The organism is Herbihabitans rhizosphaerae, from assembly GCF_004216555.1.
In the GTDB taxonomy this organism is placed as follows: Bacteria; Actinomycetota; Actinomycetes; order Mycobacteriales; family Pseudonocardiaceae; genus Herbihabitans; species Herbihabitans rhizosphaerae.
On record NZ_SGWQ01000001.1, the window covers coordinates 1,001,294 to 1,022,681 of the forward strand.

Here is a 21,388-nt window from a genome sequence, read left to right on the forward strand (position 1 = left end):
CGGCGTGATCGTCACTTTGTCCACGTGTGAGTGACATGCGTTACGTCCGAACGGGTGTGCTGGGGTGACCCTTCACCACTCCCCTAACATCCCCGCGTGTCGGTCAACACGGCGGAATCGCCGCGCGTCGAGCCCGAACCGAAGCCCTCGCAGGTCAGGGGATCGGCCCCGAGAGCTCGGCTGGTCGCCGCCGTCCTGGCGCTGATCTCCGGCCTGACCGCGATCCTGTTCATGCTGGCGCCGGTCGACCAGGACACCGTCACCTACCAGTGGCCCACCGCCGGCCCACAGGACAGCGCGCTGCCGCTGTTCCCCTACCGGCCGGCCACCCTCGACGCGCGGGTCGGCTGCGCGCAGACGGCAGCACTCCCGGGCGGCACCCTGCTGTCGACCACCCCGCCCCCGGGCAGCGCCGTGCACCGGCCGACTGGCAGCGGGCTCACCGTCGAGTCGCGCGGCGGCGCGCTCGCCGTGCGGATCGGCCCCGCCACGGTGACCGTGCCGGGCTGCGAGGTGCACGTCCGGTCCGACGGCGGCAGCACGACGGTGCTCGCCGGCCGGAACGAGATCAGCCGAATCCCGGCCGCACCCGTCGTGCAGGGCTTCTTCACCGACCTGCCACCCACCGCCGACACGGCCGGCATGCGGATCACCGCACAGACCGACGGCCGGTTCCAGAGCGGCCCGACCGTGCTCAAGATCGTGCTGGGCGTCGTGTCGGTGTTGTGTCTGATCGCCGCGCTGCTCGTGCTGCGACGACTCGATCGGGCGTCCACCCATCGGGTGAAGATCCTCACCGCCAAGGTGATCCGACCGAAGGCGTTGGACGGCGTCGTACTCGCCGCGCTCGCCGTCTGGGTGTTCATCGGCCCGCTCACCGTCGACGACGGCTACATCGCCACGATGCTCAAGTCCGCGCAGGACACCGACTTCGTGGGCAACTACTTCCGGTGGTTCAACGTCCCGGAGGCGCCGTTCGGCTGGTTCTACGAGGTGTACCGGCTGTGGGCCGAGGCCGGGTACTCCACGCCGTGGATGCGGCTGCCGTCCGCGATCACGGGCCTGGCCAGCTGGCTGATCATCGACCGGATGGTGCTCCCCCGGGTCACCGCCGGCTCCCGCCGCGCGGCCCGCTGGACGGCGGCCGGCGCGTTCCTGCTCTGGTACCTCGCCTACGACGTCGGCATGCGCCCCGAGCCGTGGATCGTGCTCGGCACCCTGCTGGTGTTCGTGCTCACCGAACGCGCGATCGCCACCCGCGCGGTGTCCACACTGGCCGTCGCGGTGATCGTGGCCGGCGCCACCGTGGCGGTCACGCCGACCGGTATCGCCGCGGTGCTGCCGCTGATCGCCGCGCTGCCGAGGATCGTGCGCAAGCTGCGCAACCGACACGACCTGCCGGTGTGGGCCTGGCTGCCGATCGCGTTCGCCGCGGTCGCGTCGATCCTGCCGTTCATGTTCTACGACCAGACGCTCGGCACGGTGATCGAGGCGACCAGGGTGCGCGGCGAGATCGGCCCGAACATGTCCTGGTTGCAGGAGAACGAGCGCTACCGGCGGCTGCTCGATCCGACGCTGACCGAGGGCGCGCTGAGCCGCCGGGTGCCGGTCCTGCTCACCTATCTCGCCGCCGTGTTCGCCGGATTCCTGGTGCTGTACAAGCGATTCCGCGGTTCGAGCAGCACCTTCGGACTGGCCGCCGGACCGACCCGCCGACTGCTGGTGGCGACCGCGCTGGTGCCCGTGCTGCTGGTGTTCACGCCGACCAAGTGGACGCACCACTTCGGCGCGCTCGCCGGTCTCGGCACGATCGCGCTCGCCGTCGCGGTGCACGCGATGGTGCACGGCGCCGCGCGGCACGCGGTGGCCAAGGTCGCGCTGATCATCGTCTTCGCGTTCATGCTGGCGGTGGGTGTCGCCGCGCCCAACACGTGGTGGGCGCTGTCCACCCGCAACGTGAAGTGGAGCGAGGAAACCCCTGCCCTGGCCGGGTTCTCGCTGTCCATGCTGGCGCTCGCGGCCGGTGGTGCGCTGGCGCTGGCGGCACTCGTACTGACCTGGCGCCACAGCCGGTGGGCGCCGTCGGCCGGTGTGCTGGTCGCCTGCGCGGTGTGGGCGGTGGTCGCGATCGAGGTGGCCAGCGTCGCCTACTCGGTCGTGGTGCGCCGCAACACGTTCAGCATCGGCAAGGACAGTCTGCACGCGCTCACCGGCAGCACCTGCGGCCTCGAGTCCACTGTGGACGTCGAACCCGATCCGTCGGTGGGCCTACTGCGACCGGCCGCCGACGGCTGGTTCGAACTACCGTCCAATGTGGACGTTCGCAAAACGCCGCCGCTCGTGGTGCCGACACTCGGCGGGCCGGATGCCCGGATCGAGGTCGAGTTCGGCAAGCAGAACGGGCCGACGGTGGGCACCCTGGCGCGCGTCTCCGGCCCGGCCGGCACCGACGACGGCCTGTGGCGGGACCAGCGCTACGACCCGGCGAAGCACGCGCCGGCCGCCGATCGCGTCCGTGCCACCGTGAGTGGTGGCGAACTCGGCAGGCCACGGCTACCCGCCGTGGTGCCGCTGGCCGATGTCGTGCCGGCGAGTGAGCGGGTCGGGCTGGACTGGCCGAACGCGTTCCTGCTGCCGTGCCGGACGCCGTCGCAGCTCTCCGGTGGGGTGATCGCGCCGACCACCTACCGGCTCGCCGCCGGATCCGACATGCGCGGGCTGGTCGGCGGCGAGGCGGACCCGAACAACGGCGGCCCGTACGCGCCGCTGCAGGGTGTCGGCACCGAGCAGGTGCTGCCCGCGTACCTGCGCGGCGACGCGATCTACGAGCCGCTGCAGGTCATCCGGATGCGTTACGTGGCACCGGTTTCCGGTGTCACCGTGGAGCACGGCACGCGCCGGGTGAACGGCTGGGAGCGCGGCCCGGAGATCACGATCGGCGGCTGAGGATTCCGCCGACCGTGATCACCGACCTCACTTCAGGGCGAGGCTGAACGGCCACCGCCCGCCGTCGATCGCCGTGACACCGGACGACACCTCAGCGGGAAGTTGCTCCGCCGGGTCGCCTCCCCAAGCGAGGACTCGCCCACCGGGCATGAGCGCCAGGTTGTTCGAGTAGCCGGCCGCCACGTCCAGCGCCCCGTCCACGGTTCCGGGTGGTGGGCCGCTGCTGTCGCCCCACGCGGTGATGGTGCCGTCCCGGCGCAGCGCGACGGCGTGGACGAACTCGGCGTCGATGTCGATCACATCGGCCAGCCCTGGCGGAACGTCGCCCTGAGCCAAGAAGCCCCAGGACAGGACATTGCCGGCGGCGGTGCGCACCACGGTGGAGGCCATGTTCGCCGCGATGCCGGCCACGCCGGACCGCGCCTCGGACGGCACGGTGGACTCGCCGTACTCGTTGGACCCCCAGGCCAGCACTTCGCCCGTCGAGGTCAGCGCGACGCTGTGGGTCTCGCCCGCCGCGACGGCCACGATCCCGGACTGGGCCGACGCCGGCACCGTGCTCTGGCCCGAACTGTTGTCGCCCCAGGCCACGACCTTGCCCGCCGAGGTCACGGCGAGACTGTGGGTGGAACCGGCCGAGATCGCGACGATCCCGGACTGGGCCGCCGCCGGCACCGTGGCCTGGCCGCGGTCGTTCGCGCCCCACCCGAGAACCTTGCCGCCGGAGGTCAGCGCGAGCCCGTAGCCGTTGCCGGCGGAGATCGCGATCACCCCGGACTGAGCCTCGGCCGGGACGTTCAGCTCACCATTGGTGTTGCCACCCCACGCGATGACCCGACCCACCGCGGCCGCATCGGGAGCCGCATTAGCGACACCCGGACTGACCACCATTCCGGCGAATACCGCCGCGGCGACCAGTCGTGCCGGTCTCTTTCGTACATTCAACATCAGCACACCCGTCCTTTGAGAATTGAATTCCGTTCGACCGAGAGCCCTATTTAACGGCGAGTCCGAAATCGACACCGGATGCGATGGCGATGACGCCGGACTGAGTTTCCGGCGGCAGCGTGCCTTCCGGCCAGGCGACGACCTTGCCGTCCGATTTGAGCGCCAGATTCTCGGTGTGCCCGGCCGAGATCGCCGTGACGCCCGAGGCCGCGTCAGGCGGCGGCTGGTCGGACTGGTCACCCCAGGCGACCACATTTCCGGACCCGGTCAGCGCGACGATATGACCGGTTCCCGCCGAGATGGCGACGACGCCCGAACTCGCCTCCGGAGGCACTGGCGACGTTCCGGTTCCCCAGGTCAGCACGCCGCCCGACGCGGTCACCGCGGCCGAGGAGAACCATTCGCCCGCGATCGCCGTGACGCCGGACTGCGCCCCGGCCGGCACGGTCGCCTGCCCGGAGTCGTTGAGACCCCAGGCGATCACTCGACCGTCGTTCTTCAGCGCGAGGCTGTGGTAATACCCGGCCGCGATGGCCTTGACCCCGGATTGTGCCTCCGCCGGAACCGTGGACTGACCGGAGGAGTTGGCGCCCCAAGCGATCACCCGGCCGTCATTGCTCAGCGCGAGACTGTGCAGAAAACCCGCCGAGATCGCGGTGATGCCGGACTGCGCCCCGGCCGGCACGGTCGCCTGCCCGGAGTCGTTGGAACCCCAGCCGACGACCCGGCCGTCGGTCCTCAGTGCGAGCCCGTGTGCGCCGCCGGCCGCGACGGTGACCACATCCGAGGTGGCCTCCGCCGGCACGTCGGTCTGGCCTGATCCGTTGTAGCCCCACGCGATCACGCCGCCCGCGAGAACGCGGGGTTCCGGCGTGGCCGAGGCGGCCGGAGCGACCGCCACCATGGCGGCCGCCGCGACAACGGCCGCTACACCGGGTTTCAGCCTCCGGCGCGTTTTTTGTACGGATGTGACAAACATCGGCAATCCTTTCGGCTGACCGAACAGTGTGCCGTCCTGCACGAAATCGCAGGACCGCACTGTCAACCGTGCCCGAGCCCGGGAATTGCCACGTACGTCGTGAGGAGCAAGTTTTCCTACCGCCACCGATGTAGTCATCGGAGCGGTATGAATTGTCAGACCGGTGGTTCTTCGCCGATCGGCCGGATTTCGACCTCCTGGTGGACGGGCTCGCCGCCCTTGCCGGGTGCCAGCGAGATCCGCTTGGCGAGTTCGATGACGCGCTCCTCGCTCACCACGTCGAGGATCCAGAAGCCCATCAGAAATTCCTTCGCCTCGGCGAACGGCCCGTCGGTCACGGTGACCTCGCCGTCCGGGCGCACCCGCACGAACTTGGCGTCCTCCGGGAAGGCGAGCCCCTGGCCGTCGACGAACTCGCCGGCCTCGGCCAGCTCGGCGTTGAAGTCGCGCATGTAGCCGATCATGTGCTTGACGTCGTCCTGCGACCAGGACGCCAGCTCCTCGGTGGCGTTCGCGCCGGCGTGCATCATGACCATGTATTTCATCAGCCGTCCTCCACGTCGATCCCCGCACCCTTTCATGTTTTGCGTACTTTAGCGGGCTAAAGTACGCAAAACATGAATGGATCGATCGCTAAGTTTCGGACACGCGATTGACGTTGTGGGATGACCCGCGGTCGCCGGGGTGCGGTGGGTGTGGGTGGTTCCGGCGACCGCGGGCCAAGATCAGATCACCGCGGCTCGCACAGCGCGGCACCCAGCGCGGTGTAGCGGTTTCCGTTGCCACCGCCACTGGAGCCGCTTCCGCTGCCACCGCTGCTCGACTGCGGCAGGCCGAGCATGGCGATCAGGTCCTCGATGCTGAGGTTGTTGACCACCACGAACGCGGTGCGGCCGTCGTCGGTCGCGGCCGCCACGGTCTGGTAGCCGGGCCAGATACCCGGGTGGCCCCAGGCCTCGCCGCCACACGGCAGCGGGTACCTGATCAGGCCCAGGCCGTAGTGCGGGTCGCCCACCGGAGCGCCGTTCGGCTTGCGCATCTCGGCCATCAGGTGCGGCGGGAGCAGCTTGCCGGTGGCCAGCGCCTGGGCGAACTTCGCCATGTCGGTACCGGTGGACACCATGCCACCGGACATCGCGCCGATCGACGGCTCGACCACCTCGGTGACGTCGGCGTACAGGACCTGGCCGACGTGCCCGCGCACCTGCGGGCCGTCCATGCTCTTGTCGCCCGGCGTCGGCAGCGAGGTCCCGGTCAGCCCGAGCGGCCGGACGAACCGGTCGGCCAACTCCGCGGAGAACGAGCGCCCGGTGACCTTCTCGATCACCATCCCGAGCAGCACGTATCCGGTGCCGGAGTAGGCGTGCACGCTGCCCGGCGCGCCGAGCGACTTCTGCGACAGGCCCCAGCCGGCGACCTCGGCCAGCGTGTGCGGCTTGAGCTGCTTGAACGGGTCGAACGCGGTGTTCAGGAAGTCCGGGATGCCGCTGGTGTGGTTCAGCAGGTTCCGGATGGTGATCTTGTTTCCGTCGTGGTCGCCCTTGACCACGCCGGGCAGGTACCGCTCGACCGGCCCGTCCAGGTCGACGCGGCGCTCGGCCACCAGTTGCAGCGTCATGGTCGAGGTGAACAGCTTGGACAGGCTGCCGACGCGAACCTGGTCGCCGGACTGGATCGGCTTGCCGAACAACGCCGCCTGTCCACTGTGGACGGACCACAGCCCGTTGTTGTCGCCCGCGGTGACCGCGGCGCCCGGCGCGTAGCCACCGGAACGCGCGTTCTCCACCTCTTTCTGCGTATTCGCGTGCGGCGCGACACTCGGTTTCGCCGAAGCGACCAAGGGAATAGTCACTCCGACAGAAAGGGCGACACCCAGTGCGGCGAACGCATAGCGCGCCCGCCTCGACCTTTTCGTCATCAATTTTCCTTCGTTATCGAGGAGATCTTCCCGAGCAGAGTGCCGCGTCCGCGGTCTCATTGAGCTGAATGCGCAGGTTGTGTCTGTTGACCGACACGAACACCTCGCGGCCGTCGTCGGTGGCCATGGTGAGCGTGGTGTACGCGGGCCACGCGCCGCCGTGCCCCCACGCCTCTCCGCCGCAGGTCAGCGGCATCTTGAAGACACCGAGGCCGTAGCCGACACCGTTCGCGTCCACGGTCCGCCGCATCTCGGCGAGCAGCCGGGGCGGCACCACGCGACCGGACGCGAGCGCCTTCGCGAACTTCGTCATGTCGACGCCGGTGGACACCATTTCTCCGGCCGCACCGATAAGCGACGGTTCGGTTTCCGTGGTGTCCCGGTCATCCATGTATCCGCGAACGTGCGGGCCGCCGATAGTGCGCTGACCCGGTTTCGGATACGTCGTGCGCGACAATTCGAGCGGCCGCACGATTCGGTCCAGGATCTCGTCGCCGACGTATCGCCCGGTCACCTTCTCGATGATCATTCCGGCGAGTACGTAATTGGTGTTCGAATACAGCCAGCCCGCGCCCGGCTTGAACGCGGGCGGCTTGAGCAGGCCCATGGCCACGATGTCGCGCGGGTTGAACACCCGGGTGTACGCCAGCGGATCGGCGATGATCTCCGGCGTCAGGTAGTCCGGGAGGCCGCTGGTGTGCTGCAGGAGCTGCCGGACGGTGATCTTGTCGCCGTCGTGGCCGTTGCCCGACACCACACCCGGCAGGTAGCGCCCGACCGGCGCGTCCAGGTCGATCCGCCGCTCGCCGACGAGCTGCAGCACCACCGACGCCACGAACGTCTTGGTGTTGCTGGCGACCTTGATCTGATCGGTGGACCGGATCGGCGTGTCCGTGCCGGCCCGACCGGAGCCGCTGCTCAGGTGCCAGATGCCGGTGCTGTCGCTGCCGGTGACGGACGCGCCGACGGCGTCGTTGCCGAGTCGCATCGCGTCCAGCGCGACCTGCACGCCGGTGTGCCGCTCGGCGACCGGCGGGGTCAGCGGTTCGGACAAGGGCGTGGCGCCGGTGGAGCCGGGCGAGAAGACGGCGAGCGCGACCACGCAGCCGGCCAGCGCCAGCCACGCCCGCATTCGCCATTCCCGCATACGCACACCCCGTGCCGAGTCGATCCCGAACGACTCGACGAACATAGATGTTCGCAAACTCATTCGTCAACCCTCGACGTGAAAGACCGCGCCCCTGTGGTCAGGGACGCGGTCACGGGGATACCCGGGGACGGGATCAGATGAACGCCGACATCGCGACGGTGGCGACCCAGGCCAGCCCCAGCACCTGGAGCACCCGGTCGCCGAGGGCGATCTCCTCCGGCTCACCGGCGTTGCCCTGGTCGACATCCACGGCGTACCGCAGCACCGCGACCACCAGCGGCACGATCGACACCACGACCCACACCGAGTTGGACGTGTCGCCCTGGCGCGTCTCGAACGCCCACAGGCAGTAGCTCATGATCATGATCGCCGCGGCGGTGGCCCACACGAACCGCAGGTAGCTCGCCGAGTACTTCTTCAACGACTCGCGGATCTTGGCGCCGGTGCGCTCGTACAGGATGATCTCGCCGTACCGCTTGCCGGCCACCATGAACAGCGCGCCGAAACCGGTCACCAACAGGAACCACTGGGACAGCGGGATACCGGCGGCCGCACCACCGGCGATCGCGCGCAGCAGGAAGCCGGACGCCACGATGCACAGGTCGATCACCGGCTGGTGCTTCAAGCCGAGGCAGTAGCCGATCTGGACCGCGCAGTACACCGCGATCACGATCAGCAGCGGCCAGCCGGCGATCAGCGAGACCCCGAGCGCGGCGATGAACAGGGCCACCGACGCGCCGTAGGCCATCGGCACCGGCACGATGCCGGCGGCGATCGGGCGGTTGCGCTTGGTCGGGTGCGCGCGGTCCGCCTCGACGTCGATCGCGTCGTTGATCAGGTACACCGCCGACGCGGCCAGGCAGAACGCCACGAACGCGATCGCCACGTCCAGCACGACCGAGCCCTGCAGCACGTTGTCCCGGTCGGCCTCGCGAGCCAGTGCCGCGAACGGCGCCGCGAGCACCAGGACGTTCTTCACCCACTGCTTGGGGCGCGCGGTCTTGATCAACCCGGTGATCGGGTTGCCGCCGGGACTGGACGGGGTCTCCGTCTCGGTGCCCGCCTCGGTCCTGGCCTCGGACTTCTTCTCGGCCGTACTCACGATCCGCTCCTCCGAAGCTTCCGGCGAACCAGTCCGCCGACGAGTGCCCCGAGCCCCGCGCCCGCGATCACGTCGGTCGGGTAGTGCACGCCGAGCACCAGCCTCGACACCAGCATCGGCGGAACCAGCACCGGGACCAGCTTGCGCCCGGTCATGGTGGAGAACAGCACCGCCGCCGCCGTGGTCGAGGTCGCGTGCGAGGACGGGAAGGACAGTTTGCTCGGCGTGCCGACGTGCACCGCGACGTTCGGGTCGTTCGGCCGCTTGCGCCGCACCACCCGCTTCACCGCGATCGACGCGGCGTGCGCGGCCACCGCGCCGGCCGACGCGGTCAGCCACTCCTTGCGGCGTGGCTTGTCCCGCAGCGCGCCGAGGACGCCGATGGCGAACCAGCCGATGCTGTGCTCGCCGAAGTGCGACATGCCGCGCGCCGTCTTGATCACGATCGGCTTCCCGATCGCGCCCTGAACCCGTTGCAGCACAACGGTTTCAGGCGACGCTGAGGGCGCGGGTTTGTCCGCGCGTGCTCCGCTCGTCAGTTGTGAGGTCAGCTCAGCCATCGATCGATCCGTCCAGCGGCGCACCCTCGGTGAGGTGCGGCGCGACCTTGTTGTCGAATACGGACAGCGCCGACCCGATGGCCATGTGCATGTCCAGGTACTTGTACGTGCCGAGCCGGCCGCCGAAGATCAGGTTCCGCTCGCGCGCCTCGGCCTTGGCCAACTCGCGGTACCGCTCCAGCTTGGCGCGGTTGTCCGCCGTGTTGATCGGGTAGTACGGCTCGTCGTCGTCCTTGGTGGCGAACCGCGAGTACTCGCGCACGATCACCGTCTTGTCCTTCGGGTGACGGTCCTCGCGCTCGGGGTGGAAGTGCCGGAACTCGTGGATCCGGGTGTACGGCACGTCCGCGTCGTTGTAGTTCATCACCGAGGTGCCCTGGAAGTCGCCGGTGTCGACGACCTCGCGCTCGAAGTCCAGGGTGCGCCAGCCCAGCCGGCCCTCGGAGTAGTCGAAGTAGCGGTCCAGCGGGCCGGTGTACACCGTCGGCGTGCCGGCCGGGATCTGGTCGCGCACGTCGAAGTAGTCGACGTTCAGCCGAACCTCGATGTTCGGGTGCTCGGCCATCTTCTCCAGCCACGCGGTGTACCCGTCCTTGGGCAGACCCTCGTAGGTGTCGTTGAAGTAGCGGTTGTTGAACGTGTAGCGCACCGGAAGCCGGGTGATGATGCTGGCGTCCAGTTCCTTGGGGTCGGTCTGCCACTGCTTGACGTTGTAACCCCTGATGAACGCCTCGTAGAGCGGGCGACCGATCAGCGAGATCGCCTTCTCCTCGAGGTTCTGCGCGTCCGCGGTGTCGATCTCGCTGGCCTGCTCGGCGATCAGCGCGCGCGCCTCGTCCGGCGTGTGCGACTTGCCGAAGAACTGGTTGATCAGGCCCAGGTTCATCGGGAACGAGTAGACCTGGCCCTGGCACTTGGCGAAGACTCGGTGCTGGTAGTTGGTGAATTCGGTGAACTGGTTGACGTAGTCCCACACTCGCTTGTTGGACGTGTGGAACAGGTGCGCGCCATAGACGTGCACCTCGATGCCGGTATCGGGGTCCGGCTCGGAGTAGGCGTTGCCACCGATGTGCGGCCGACGCTCGAGCACGAGCACGCGCTTGTTGAGCTGAGTCGCCACGCGCTCGGCGATCGTGAGACCGAAGAAGCCTGATCCCACGACCACGAGGTCTGCCTGCCCAAGGGGGCCGCCGTCTGTTTCACCCACGGGCGCTCAGGGTACCGGCGTCACCTGTGCGCTCCGAATCGCCTGTGCCTAACTACCCTCTGTGACGCTCTTCGCGAGGTCGCGGTCGAGTGCCACCCGTACGAGTGATGCCGTGAAGGCGGCGAGATCGTCGGCGTCCACGAGCCTCGCGAGCATGCGCTCGTCGGCCGGCAGACCCACCCGCGACGCGCCGGCGAGCACCTTCTTGTCCAAGTAAGGCCGCAGCTCGGGCCACACTTGCTGGGCCTCGCGGCAGAAGATGTCCGCACCCACCGGACCCAGCCGGGGCACCTCGGTCAGCAGCGCGCGGATCTTGCCCTGATCACCCTCGGCACGATCGCGCAGCCGACGCAGGTCACCACGGTAGGTATCGATCAGCAGACGCGCGCCGTCGCCCAACGCGGTGGCCGTGCTCTCGTCGTAACGGACGTAGTGCGCGCGGCCGAGCGCGTCCACCCGCTGCTGCCAGGTGGCGTCCAGCATCCGCCGCGGCGAGCCGAACCCCGAGCGAACCAGCTCACGCGCGGCGGACACCGCGATGTCGGCCTTGATCCTGGTGGAGAGCAACACCGACAACACCAGCAAGCGGTACAGCGGCGCGGGAGTGTCGGTCAGGCGGATGCCCGCCTGCGCGGCGTAGGTCCGACCGGCCGCGGCCAACAATCCGCGCGCGATGTCCCGCTGTGCCATGGCCGGTGGTTACCCCGCACCACGCGCGCTACACCTCGAGTGTGGGCAGCACGTCGGACGCGACGCGCTCCAGCACGGACTCGTCGCCGGCGAAGATCCCCTCGGCCCTCGGCCACGGCGCCACCACGTCGGTGAACCCGAGTTCGGCCGCGCGGCCGAGCGTGTCGGCGAAGAACTCCATGCTCGACAGCACGTAGGCCGGTGCCGCGTCGAGCTGGAGAAATCGCTGGACCCCTTGTGCCGCAACGGTTTCGTCGAACTTTCGCACCACGGCGGCGACCGAGCCCCACCACTGGTCCATGCCGTCGGTGTCCCCGCCGCGCCACGGCCCGCCGGTGGTCGCCCACCCGGCACCGAGCTTGGCGGCCAGCCGCATGCCCTTCGGCCCGTTCGCGGCGATCACGAACGGCAGCCGCGGCCGCTGCACGCAGCCCGGCGCGTTGCGTGCCTCGACGGCGGTGAAGTACTCACCGCGAAAGGTCGTCCGCTCGCCGGTCAGCAACGCGTCCAGCAGCGTCACGAACTCGGTGAACCGCGCGTGCTTGGCCACCGGCGCCAGATCCTCGCCACCCATGACGGTGCTGTCGTAGCCGCCGCCACCCGCACCGACGCCGAGCGTGAAGCGCCCGTCGCTGATGTCGTCCACCGCCATCAGCTCACGCGCGAACGGCACCGGGTGCCGGAAGTTCGGCGACGCCACGAACGTGCCGAGCCGGATCCGCGAGGTGACCGTCGCCGCGGCGGTCAGCGTCGGCACCGCGCCGACCCACGGACCGTCCACCAGCGACCGCCAGCCGAGATGGTCCATCGTCCAGGCGTGGTGGAAGCCGTACTCCTCGGCCGCCCGCCATTTCTCGGCGGCCTGCCGCCAGCGGTACTCGGGAAGGATCGCGATGCCGACGCGCACAGGTGAACTCCTTGCCGGATAAGGAAACTCAGGCCACCGTATCCGCACCGGCCGACAAAGCGGGTCGCCCGTTGATCCGGGCGCGGAACGGGCGCAGGAACATCGCCGCGGCGCCGGCGATCACCACCTGGCTCGCACCGGACACCACGAACGTCCAACTCGGACTGTGCAGCCACCGGGTGAGCAGCCCGCCGATCAGCGCGCCCACCGGCACCGCACCCCACACCAGCGTCCGCCACACCCCGATCACCCGACCCAGCAGCGCGTCCGGGACGGCGAGGTGCCGCAGCGTCCCGACGACCACGTTGATCACGATCACCGCGCCGCCGAAGCAGCCGAGCAGCACGGCGGCCAGTACCGGCTGGTGGACCAGGCCCATCGCCCCGATCGCCAGCCCGGACACCACGATGCCGGCCAGCAGCACCGACCAGCGGCTGAACCGGGCGACCAGACGCGCGGCGATTCCGGTGCCGGCGAGGCCCCCCACCCCGGCGGCGAACGCGAACACGCCGAACGCGGCCTCGGACAGCCGCAGGTCCTCCAGCGCGTAGAGCACGAGTTGGGCCTGGGCGAACTCCATGGTCATGCCGAGCAGGCCGGCCAGCACGATCAGCCGCAGGATCAGCGGGCTGCCGCGCAGCCAGCGCACGCCGACGGCGAACTCCGCCCGCATCCCGCGCACCGGCTCGACATCGGCGGCCTGACGCGCCGAGTAGCTGCCGGCCAGCCCGACGAGCAGGATCGCGGCGAGTACGTAGGCCGCGGTGTTGAGCAGGAACGGGAACGCGGCGAACACCGCGAAGGCGAGGCTGCCGACGGGGTTGCCGACGAAGATCTGGCCGACGATCTCGGTGGACTGCAGCTTGCTGTTGGCGCTCTCCAGGTCGCTCTTGTCGACCAGCGCGGGGATCAGCACGGTGGCCGCGCTGTCCGCGACCGTCTCGGCCGTGCCCATCAGCAGCGCGGCGACGTACACGATCGGAATGGACGCGGTGCCGGCCAGCACCATGATCGCCAGCGCGCCGACCACCACCGCGTGCAGCACGTTCGCGACCAGCATCGCCCTGCGCCGGTCGACCCGGTCGAGCAGCACGCCGGCCACCGCGCCGAACAGCAGCCACGGCAGCATCTGCGCGACGGCGAGTCCGGCGATCAACACCGGGTCTCGTGTGAGCATGGCGGCGACCAACGGAAACGCGACCTGGCCGATGCCGTCGCCGAGGTTGGACAATGCGCTGGACGACAGCAACCAATTCAACCGGTTGTTCCCCAGAGTGCCCACCGATTATCAGACCTCCCCAGCGGTCGGAGTACGACCACCTTCGCACGCGAGGGACGCGACAACCACAAGGTCACCCGACCAGACTAACGGGCGACAAACGCTAAATCATTGATTTAGTCCACACTTTGCTTCTTGAGCGCGCCGTGACGACTCCGTATCCTCACGTACATCCGGGTAGTCCAGGATGGAACCAGTCCTCGCCCGCTGGGAGGTTCGGAAAATGATCGAAAACAGCGACTCCGGCAGCATGACGATCAAGCATCTCGCGAAGGATGTCCGCCCGGGAAAGAAGGGTACGCGCGTAATTCTCGGCGCGTCCGACCTCCTTCCCGGATGTGCGTTCGAAGCCGAAGAACCGAATCCGGCCGCCGGCGGCCGACCACCGCTCGCCGAGCACTGACCTGATGGCGCTGCGACTTCGTAGTGGTCCGGGTCATGCGCACCTGTCTCGTCTGTATGCCGTGGCACGACCTTTCCCGGCCGTCGCTGGCCATCGGGGTATTGCGCACGGCGTGCCGGAACAAGGGCATCGATGCCCCTATCGGCTATCACGGCGGACTGCGGTTCGCCGATTTCCTCGCCGAGCGCACTGGTGGCGCTTTCTCGCCGTTCGAATACACCGCAATCGCTGAGGCGGGATTCAACCACGCGCTCGGCGACTGGATATTCGCCGGCACGTTGTTCGGCGCCGACTTCGGCATCGAGCCCATGCGCGAGTACGCCGAGCGGCGGAATCTGCGCATGCGATCGGCCTCGGCCGCGCGGGAACACGCGGACGAGTTCGTCGACCTGGTCGTGGACGAACTCGCCGCGCTCGACGTCGAGTTGATCGGATTCACCACGACGTTCATGCAGAACGTGCCGAGCCTCGCGGTGGCCACCCGGCTGAAACAGCGCAGGCCCGAAATCGCCGTGGTGTTCGGCGGCGGAAATTGCGACGGCCCCATGGGGATCGCGCTGCACCGCGAATTCGAGGCGATCGACTTCGTGCTGCGCGGCGAATGCGACGAGAGCTACCCGCTGCTGGTCCAGACCCTGTCCGGCGCGCCGGACCGGCTCGACGCCGTGCCCGGCCTGTGCTGGCGCACGCCGGCCGGTGCCACGGTGGCGAACCCGCCGGGACGGCTGGTGCCGCCCGCGCACCTGGTCGCCCCGGACTTCGACGACTGGTTCGCCGCGTTCGAGAAGTCCACGGTCAGCGAGCACTCGGCGGCCGAGCTGGTGGTCGAGTCCGCGCGCGGCTGCTGGTGGGGCGAGCACCATCACTGCACGTTCTGCGGGCTCAACGGCACCGCGATGGCGTTCCGCGCCAAGGAACCCGAGGTGTTCACCACCGAGGTCGAGCACCTGATCACCCGGCACGCGGTGCTCGACGTGATGGTCGTGGACAACATCCTGGAGCCGACCTACCTGCGCACCGCGCTGCCGGAGATCGCCGGCCGCGGCTGGGACCTGCGGCTGCACTACGAGGTGAAGGCGAACCTCACCCGGACGCAGATCGACGTGCTGGACGCGGCCGGGGTGCGCAGCGTGCAGCCCGGCATCGAGTCGCTGGTCGACGACGTGCTGGCGCGGATGAACAAGGGCGTGCGCGCGGTGCACAACGTGCGCACCATGCGCGACCTGGAGTCGGCCGGCCTGACCGTGTCGTGGAACTGGCTGTACGGGTTCCCCGGCGAGCGGGCCGAGGACTACGCCGCCGTACTGCCGCAACTGCCCGCGCTGGTGCACCTGCAGCCGCCGAGCTGCACCGCGCGGATCGAGTTGAACAGGTTCAGCCCGTACTTCGCCGACCCGTCGCTCGGGTTCCCGGTCCGCACACCTGCCGAGGTGTACCGGCACGTCTACGACCGGCCGTCCGAGCGGCTGCACGACCTGGTGTACCTGTTCGACACGCCGGACCGCGGGCTGACCGCCGAACAGGTCGCGCCGCTGAACGAGGCGGTGCGCCGGTGGATCGACGGCTACCCGGACAGCTCGCTGGTCAGTACGCGTACCGCCGCCGGCATCGTGATCAGGGACCGGCGGATCGGCTGGCCGGCCGCGGATCACCTGCTTGACGACGAGCGGCAGTGCGTCGCGTGGCAGGAGCTGGAGCACGGGCGCTCGGTGCGCGGGCTGCTGCGCCGGCTGGCCGACGCGGGCCTGGCGTGGGACGAGGACGGCCTCACCGGGTGGCTGGACGAGCTGCGTGCGCACGGCCTGGTGTTCACCGAGGGCGGGCGCTGGGTCGGCCTGGCCACCTCGCCGAGGGGCGGCTGAGCCGGGGTGCGCACCGCCGAGCCGGGCGAGCTGTGGCCCGACCATCTCGTGGTGCCCGCCGCAGAGCTGACGGTGGCGCGGGCGCGTGGCGTGGTGCGCCGGGCGCAGGCGTTCGCGCGGCGGCTGGTGATCACCGATCCGCTGTCCTTCGGCGAGCGCGCGCCGGCCGTGCTGCGGCTGCTGACCGACGCCACCGCGCGGCGGGTGCCACTGGAGTGGACGCTGGGCGGCGAGCCGCCCTGGCCGGTGCGCACGCTCGTGCACCTGACACCGCCGGCCGGCCGGGGCGAGTACGCCCGGCGGTGGCGCGACGGGCACCGCGCCGGCCTGTGCTGCTACCGCGTCGGGCCGGGGTTCGTGCGGGTGCGCGATCTGCGGCCGGACGGCGAGCACCGGGACGTGCTGATCACCGGCGCGCTGGCCAACCGGTTCGTCGCGCTGGCCGAGGATGCGGCGGCCGACGAGGCGCTGCTGGCCGATCTGGTGGACACCGGGCTCGCGGTGCGCGTCGACGAGGGCCACCACGTGCTGCCGCATCGCCTCCTGCGCTGGCCGATCCCGCACACCGAGATCTGAACCTCGCGAGTCCCGCGCTCAGACACCCCGAGTCCCGCGCCCCGCATCGTGCACAGCGCGGGACTCACCGGTGCAGGGCGCGGGACTCGCGAATTACTGGACGGTGAGGGTGGGGAGCACGTCGGAGGCGACGCGTTCGAGGACCGACTCGTCGCCGGCGTAGATCCCGTCCGGCCGCGGCCAGTGCACCACCACGTCGGTGAACCCGAATTCGCCCGCGCGGCCGACCATCTCCGCGAATGTGTCCACTGTGGACAATGAGTACACCGGCGAGGCGTCCAGCAGCAGGCACCGGGCCACCCCGGCGGAATCGCGGCCCTGCTCGTGCAGCGCCTCGTCGAACCGCTCGACCTGTGCGCGCAGCGAACCCCACCAGCCGTCCACGTCGTCGCGCACCGTGCCGGTGGTGATCCACCCCTGGCCGAACCGCGCGGCCAGCCGCATCGCCTTCGGCCCGGTGCCGGCGATCATGAACGGCACCCTCGGCTTCTGCGCGCAGCCGGGCGCCATCCGCGCCTGGACCGCGCTGAAATGCTTGCCCTCAAAGGAAGTCTTCGGCGTGGTGAGCAGCGCGTCGGTCAGCTCGACGAACTCGGCGAACCGCTCGGCGCGCTCCCGCATCGACGGCTCCGGCGTGCCCATCACCACGTTGTCGTACTTGTCCTGGCCCGCGTGCCCCGCGCCCACGCCGAGGGTGAAACGCCCGTCGGAGATGTCGTCCAGCGCGATCAGCGACCGCGCGAACGACACCGGGTGCCGGAAGTTGGGCGAGGCGACCAGCGTGCCCAGCCGCAGGCTCGAGGTGACCGTGGCCGCGGCGGTGAGCAGGCCGATCGAGTCGAACCACGGCCCGTCCACCAGCGATCGCCAGCCGAGATGGTCGTAGGTCCACGCGGTGTGGAAGCCGTATTCCTCGGCCGCACGCCATTTCGGCGCGGCCTCGGACCACCGGTACTCCGGAAGGATCACCACACCCACTCGCACGCCGGCCACGCTACTTCAGCGCGACAGTGCCGGCAGGACGTCCGAGGCGACCTGCTCGAGCACCGACTCGCTGCCCGCGTAGATCCCGTCGTGCCTCGGCCACGGCGCCACGACGTCGGTGAACCCCAGCTCCTCGGCCCGTCCGAGCGCGTCGGTGAACGCCTCCAGGCTGGACAGCACGTACTGCGGCGCGGCGTCCAGGCCCAGGTAGCGGTCGATCGGCACGGTGCGCCCGTCGGCCTCCACCGCGTCGTCGAACTTGCGCGCGACCTCCGCGACACCGCGCCACCACGCGGTCATGTCGTCGGACTCCTGCCACTCGCCGCCGCCGATCGTGGCCCAGCCGGTGCCGTGCCGCGCGGCCAGCCGCATGCCCTTCGGCCCGTTCGCGGCGATCAGGAACGGCACTCGTGGCTTCTGCACGCACCCCGGCGCGTTGCGTGCCTCGACCGCCTCGAAGTACTCGCCGCTCCAGCTCGTCCTGTCGTGTCGCAGGAGCTGGTCGAGCAGCTCCACGAACTCACCGAACCGCACGCCCTTTTCCTTGGCGGACAACGGTTCTCCGCCCATCACCCGCTGGTCGTAGTCGCCGCTGCCGCCCGATCCGACGCCGAGCGTGAACCGCCCGTCGCACACGTCGTCGAGCGTGATGATCTCCCGGGCGAACGACACCGGATGGCGGAACTGCGGTGAGGCGACCCAGGTTCCGAGCCGGATCTTGGTCGTCACGGTGGCCGCGGCGGTGAGAGTGGGCATCGCGCCGAACCACGGGCCGTCCACGAGTGTTCTCCAGCCGAGGTGGTCGGAGGTCCAGGCGTGGTGGAAGCCGTACTCCTCAACGGCTCGCCATTTCGGTTCAGCGATCCACCACCGGTGCTCGGGGTGGATGAGGATGCCTACGCGCACGTGCCCGACCGTAGTGCCAAGTGTTTGGTATCAACCAACGTTTGGTACGTGACCGTGACCCGGGTCGCTTTTGATGGCGATCCGGGTCACGAATCGCTCACTCCCCGTACAACTTTCCTGTGTACAGCACTGTCCCGCGCGCGTCGTACACAGTGCACACGATTCCGTTCAAATCGGGCATTTGCGCCCTTTCCAACGTGTTCTCCTTCGGCAGCAACAATGCGGCGAAAGTCGCGTCGTGCACGTCCGCCGACACCGGCGGCCGCCCCGGCACGGTGATCTCCATCCGACGCGCCTCCGGGAGCAGCGTGCCGCCGACCGCGATCTTCCCGCCGATCACCGGCGGAAGGGCCAGCACCCTCGGCTTCGCCGGCGCGTCCGGTGTCGCCCGCTTCTCTTGGTACACACCGAATTGCGGGTGACGCTTCGCGCCCTGGTCGGTGCACGAGGCGACCCGGTCCCCGGCCACCGCGAACGCGACAAGCTCGTCACCGGAGCCGGCCGCGGCACCGGGATGCCAGCTTTCCGGGTCCGGCACGCCGTTCTGGCTCATGGCGGCCGCGATGCACGCGTCGAGCGCCTTGCCACGCTCGGACGTGCGGTCCGGTGGTGGGCCGATCGGCTCGGTCACGGCCACGGCCGGTGGCCATGGGGTGGGCACCCGTAGCTCGCCGTCAGCCGTGATCGCGGTGACCTTGCCCGGCCGAGGAGTGACGGCTGAGGTGAAAACGAACAGGCGGTCCTTGTGCCACGCCGGCCCGCCGCCGGACATGCCGTCGCCCTCCGCTCGGAAGTTCGGCTCGCGCCACGCGGGATCGAGCACTCCGGCGAGTGTCCCTTGTGGACTGATCAGCGCCACCGAGGTGCGCCCGCGCGACAGGTGGGCCGGTGCCGCGTTCGGGTCCGTCAGCGTCACCTTCGTCCTGGTGGTCTCGCAGAACAGCGGCTTGCCGTCCGCGTGCGCGGCGGTGACCGTCGTGCCACGGAAGTCGTCCACGGTGAACACCGGCAACCACCGCGCACGGTCCGGCAGCCGCGCCGCCGCACCCGTCCGCAGCGCCGCCGCCCAACAGCGGTCCAGTTGCACCTTGGCCTTGACCGGATCCAGCGGCGGCTCGGCGTAGTTCGGCGGCGACGACGTGGTGGTAGTCGGCTTCGACGTCGACGGCGACAGCACCGGTGCGGCCGTGTCCTCGCCGTTGCCGAACGGCTGCGCGATCGCCACGGCGCCGGCCGCGACAGCCACCGCGGCCGCCGCCGCGATCGGCGCGTACCAGCGCGTACTCCGGCCGTCGATGCCACGAAAAACCTTGTCCCGCAAGCGATTCCGCACATCGTCCGGGATCGTCCTATCCGGACGGTCGAAGTCGTCGATGCTCATTCCGATTCCTCCAACGTCTGACGGAGTCGTGCTCGCGCGCGGGACAGGTGGCCGCGCACGGTGCCCTGGTCAATTCCGGTCACCTCGGCCGCCTCCGCGGGGGCGAGACCGGCGACCAGGCACAGCTCGACCACCCGGCGCTGCGCGGGCGGCAGCGCGGTGATCGCGTCGGCCGCGCGCCGCGCTCTGGCCTCGTCGTCCACCCGGGCGGCCACACTGTCCGCGTGGTCGGCGACCGCGACCGGCTCGGACACCTTCTTCACCAGTCGCAGCCGCCGCAGCAGCCCGCGACGCTCGTCCCGGGCGAGGTTTCCCATCACCGTGTACAGCCAGGGCAGCGCGCTGTCCCGCACGAGGGTGATCTCGGCTCTGCGCCGCCACGCGGTGAGGAACGTGGCCGAGGTGAGGTCCTCGGCCTGGGCCCACGAGCCGGTCAGCCGGTACGCGTGGTTCCACAGCCGCTGCACGTGCCGCTGGAAGAGCACGCCGAAGTCGGCCTTGCCGCCGTCGGCCGCACGCCGCCACAGCTCGGCATCGGTGTGCTCCGCGGCCTCGGGTACCGGCAAGGTCAACACCCCTGGAGATCTCGCGTTGGTGGTCACGTCTGTCAGTGGCCGGCAGCGCGCGAATCGTTGTGAGTCTCGCGCCATTCTCCGACGGCGATGCTGGACGGGCGTGCCAATCGCGAGAAGATAACCCCGTGCAGAAGCCGAGACTGGTCGCATCCGACGTGGACGGAACCCTGCTCGATCCGATGGAGCGGGTCACCTCGCGCACCGAGCGCGCGATCGCCAGAGTGACCGGATCAGGGACGCCGTTCGTGCTGGTCACCGGCCGACCGCCGCGCTGGATCCCGTCCGTGGCCGACGCCGCCGGGCTGGACGGCTACGCGGTGTGCTCCAACGGCGCGGTGCTCTACGACATCGGCGCGGACCAGGTGCTCTCGGCGACCGAGATCGACCCGATGGTGCTGCACGACGTCGCGCACGCGCTGCAACGGGTGCTGCCGGGGATGTCGATCGCGGTGGAACGGGTGACCGCGTCGGTGCGCCGCGAGACGTTCCTCGAGCACCTGGGGCGCACGTTCATGCACGAGCCGGCGTTCTCCAACCCGTGGGGCGACAACGAGCACAACGTCGCGCCGCGCGCCGAGGTGCTGGGGCAGCCGGCGACGAAACTGTTGGTGCGCCACGAGAAGCTCACCAGCGAGGAGATGGTCCAGGCCGCCGTCGAGGTGCTGTCCGACGCGGTGGACGTGACGTTCTCGACGAGCAACGGGCTGATCGAGATCTCCGTGCGCGGGGTGACGAAGGCGACCGGGCTGTCCGATGTCGCCGAGCGCCTCGGAGTGGACGCGGCGAGCGTGATCGCGTTCGGGGACATGCCCAACGATGTGGAGATGCTGCGCTGGGCCGGGCACGGGGTGGCCATGGCCAACGCGCACGCCGAGGCGATGGCCGTCGCCGACGAGGTCACCGCGCCGAACTCCGAGGACGGCGTGGCCCAGGTGCTCGAACGCTGGTTCTGAATTGGTGTGCGCGGGTGGCAAACAATGGCGCACGCTAATCCGTTGGGATGAGATTTCGGCGC

General features: G+C 69.8%; 20 protein-coding genes. 5 read left to right on the forward strand and 15 right to left on the reverse strand.

Features of this window, described 5'->3' with window-relative positions; genetic code table 11:
- Positions 1–96: 96 nt before the first annotated feature.
- Entirely contained in the window at positions 97–2,946 is a 2,850-nt protein-coding gene (locus EV193_RS05050; RefSeq protein ID WP_242613140.1) for an arabinosyltransferase domain-containing protein, read from the forward strand.
- 27 nt (positions 2,947–2,973) lie between these two features.
- On the opposite strand, the gene EV193_RS05055 is transcribed toward EV193_RS05050, so the two are convergent.
- The 11 genes from EV193_RS05055 to EV193_RS05105 all read right to left on the reverse strand — a co-directional run bounded on the left by EV193_RS05055 (position 2,974) and on the right by EV193_RS05105 (position 13,665).
- Complete coding sequence (locus EV193_RS05055; RefSeq protein ID WP_130342717.1) at positions 2,974–3,894, reverse strand: RCC1 domain-containing protein; 921 nt, start codon at positions 3,892–3,894, stop codon at positions 2,974–2,976.
- Between the two features lie 46 nt (positions 3,895–3,940).
- Entirely contained in the window at positions 3,941–5,011 is a 1,071-nt protein-coding gene (locus EV193_RS05060; protein WP_207222487.1) for an RCC1 domain-containing protein, read from the reverse strand.
- Positions 5,012–5,028: 17 nt separating this feature from the next.
- Positions 5,029–5,418: a YciI family protein gene (locus EV193_RS05065; RefSeq protein ID WP_130342718.1), complete on the reverse strand. Its 390-nt coding sequence runs from the start codon at positions 5,416–5,418 to the stop codon at positions 5,029–5,031.
- 185 nt (positions 5,419–5,603) lie between these two features.
- Positions 5,604–6,659 (reverse strand): serine hydrolase domain-containing protein, encoded by a 1,056-nt coding sequence (locus tag EV193_RS05070; RefSeq protein ID WP_165401232.1) that lies wholly within the window; start codon positions 6,657–6,659, stop codon positions 5,604–5,606.
- Between the two features lie 145 nt (positions 6,660–6,804).
- Positions 6,805–7,938 (reverse strand): serine hydrolase domain-containing protein, encoded by a 1,134-nt coding sequence (locus EV193_RS05075; RefSeq protein ID WP_165401233.1) that lies wholly within the window; start codon positions 7,936–7,938, stop codon positions 6,805–6,807.
- Positions 7,939–8,074: 136 nt separating this feature from the next.
- On the reverse strand, positions 8,075–9,043 hold the full coding sequence (locus tag EV193_RS05080; RefSeq protein WP_130342721.1) for a decaprenyl-phosphate phosphoribosyltransferase: 969 nt from the start codon (positions 9,041–9,043) through the stop codon (positions 8,075–8,077).
- On the reverse strand, positions 9,040–9,603 hold the full coding sequence (locus EV193_RS05085) for a phosphatase PAP2 family protein (RefSeq protein WP_130342722.1): 564 nt from the start codon (positions 9,601–9,603) through the stop codon (positions 9,040–9,042). Before EV193_RS05085 ends, EV193_RS05080 begins: the two co-directional genes overlap by 4 nt.
- A complete protein-coding gene (gene glf / locus EV193_RS05090; protein WP_130342723.1) occupies positions 9,596–10,810 on the reverse strand; it encodes a UDP-galactopyranose mutase in 1,215 nt (404 codons plus the stop codon). The genes EV193_RS05085 and glf overlap by 8 nt, the downstream gene beginning before the upstream one ends.
- A gap of 48 nt (positions 10,811–10,858) precedes the next feature.
- Positions 10,859–11,500 (reverse strand): endonuclease, encoded by a 642-nt coding sequence (locus EV193_RS05095; RefSeq protein WP_130342724.1) that lies wholly within the window; start codon positions 11,498–11,500, stop codon positions 10,859–10,861.
- 28 nt (positions 11,501–11,528) lie between these two features.
- The gene (locus tag EV193_RS05100; protein ID WP_130342725.1) at positions 11,529–12,407 is read right to left on the reverse strand and encodes an LLM class flavin-dependent oxidoreductase; all 879 of its coding nucleotides are present in this window, start codon (positions 12,405–12,407) and stop codon (positions 11,529–11,531) included.
- 28 nt (positions 12,408–12,435) lie between these two features.
- Positions 12,436–13,665 carry an MFS transporter gene (locus EV193_RS05105; RefSeq protein ID WP_242613141.1) on the reverse strand — a complete coding sequence of 410 codons (1,230 nt, stop codon included), beginning with the start codon at positions 13,663–13,665 and terminating at the stop codon, positions 12,436–12,438.
- A 244-nt stretch (positions 13,666–13,909) separates the two neighbouring features.
- Here EV193_RS05105 and EV193_RS05110 point away from each other — a divergent pair, with 244 nt between their 5' ends.
- Genes EV193_RS05110 through EV193_RS05120 form a run of 3 tightly spaced genes read left to right on the forward strand, consistent with a single transcriptional unit; the run spans position 13,910 to position 16,527 of the window.
- Positions 13,910–14,089, forward strand: coding sequence for a hypothetical protein (locus EV193_RS05110; protein ID WP_130342726.1), 180 nt, complete (start codon positions 13,910–13,912; stop codon positions 14,087–14,089).
- A gap of 35 nt (positions 14,090–14,124) precedes the next feature.
- The gene (locus EV193_RS05115; protein ID WP_130342727.1) at positions 14,125–15,951 is read left to right on the forward strand and encodes a RiPP maturation radical SAM C-methyltransferase; all 1,827 of its coding nucleotides are present in this window, start codon (positions 14,125–14,127) and stop codon (positions 15,949–15,951) included.
- A gap of 6 nt (positions 15,952–15,957) precedes the next feature.
- Positions 15,958–16,527, forward strand: coding sequence for a DUF5825 family protein (locus EV193_RS05120; protein WP_130342728.1), 570 nt, complete (start codon positions 15,958–15,960; stop codon positions 16,525–16,527).
- A gap of 93 nt (positions 16,528–16,620) precedes the next feature.
- Here the strand turns inward: EV193_RS05120 and EV193_RS05125 are convergent, their stop codons facing one another.
- From EV193_RS05125 to EV193_RS05140, 4 genes are all read right to left on the reverse strand, one after another.
- Complete coding sequence (locus EV193_RS05125) at positions 16,621–17,511, reverse strand: LLM class flavin-dependent oxidoreductase (protein ID WP_130342729.1); 891 nt, start codon at positions 17,509–17,511, stop codon at positions 16,621–16,623.
- Between the two features lie 15 nt (positions 17,512–17,526).
- Positions 17,527–18,417 carry an LLM class flavin-dependent oxidoreductase gene (locus tag EV193_RS05130; RefSeq protein WP_130342730.1) on the reverse strand — a complete coding sequence of 297 codons (891 nt, stop codon included), beginning with the start codon at positions 18,415–18,417 and terminating at the stop codon, positions 17,527–17,529.
- A gap of 97 nt (positions 18,418–18,514) precedes the next feature.
- The gene (locus EV193_RS05135) at positions 18,515–19,798 is read right to left on the reverse strand and encodes a hypothetical protein (RefSeq protein WP_130342731.1); all 1,284 of its coding nucleotides are present in this window, start codon (positions 19,796–19,798) and stop codon (positions 18,515–18,517) included.
- Positions 19,795–20,370, reverse strand: coding sequence for an RNA polymerase sigma factor (locus EV193_RS05140; protein ID WP_423202134.1), 576 nt, complete (start codon positions 20,368–20,370; stop codon positions 19,795–19,797). Before EV193_RS05140 ends, EV193_RS05135 begins: the two co-directional genes overlap by 4 nt.
- Before the next feature lie 128 nt (positions 20,371–20,498).
- Here EV193_RS05140 and EV193_RS05145 point away from each other — a divergent pair, with 128 nt between their 5' ends.
- A complete protein-coding gene (locus tag EV193_RS05145) occupies positions 20,499–21,326 on the forward strand; it encodes an HAD family hydrolase (RefSeq protein WP_130342733.1) in 828 nt (275 codons plus the stop codon).
- Positions 21,327–21,388: the final 62 nt, after the last annotated feature.

Coding starts and splice junctions, on each gene's coding strand:
- EV193_RS05055 (WP_130342717.1), bottom strand. CDS start 3,894: ATGTTGAATGTACGAAAGAGACCGGCACGACTGGTCGCCGCGGCGGTA.
- EV193_RS05060 (WP_207222487.1), bottom strand. CDS start 5,011: ATGACTACATCGGTGGCGGTAGGAAAACTTGCTCCTCACGACGTACGT.
- EV193_RS05065 (WP_130342718.1), bottom strand. CDS start 5,418: ATGAAATACATGGTCATGATGCACGCCGGCGCGAACGCCACCGAGGAG.
- EV193_RS05075 (WP_165401233.1), bottom strand. CDS start 7,938: ATGCGGGAATGGCGAATGCGGGCGTGGCTGGCGCTGGCCGGCTGCGTG.
- EV193_RS05085 (WP_130342722.1), bottom strand. CDS start 9,603: ATGGCTGAGCTGACCTCACAACTGACGAGCGGAGCACGCGCGGACAAA.
- EV193_RS05095 (WP_130342724.1), bottom strand. CDS start 11,500: ATGGCACAGCGGGACATCGCGCGCGGATTGTTGGCCGCGGCCGGTCGG.
- EV193_RS05110 (WP_130342726.1), top strand. CDS start 13,910: ATGATCGAAAACAGCGACTCCGGCAGCATGACGATCAAGCATCTCGCG.
- EV193_RS05115 (WP_130342727.1), top strand. CDS start 14,125: ATGCGCACCTGTCTCGTCTGTATGCCGTGGCACGACCTTTCCCGGCCG.
- EV193_RS05135 (WP_130342731.1), bottom strand. CDS start 19,798: ATGAGCATCGACGACTTCGACCGTCCGGATAGGACGATCCCGGACGAT.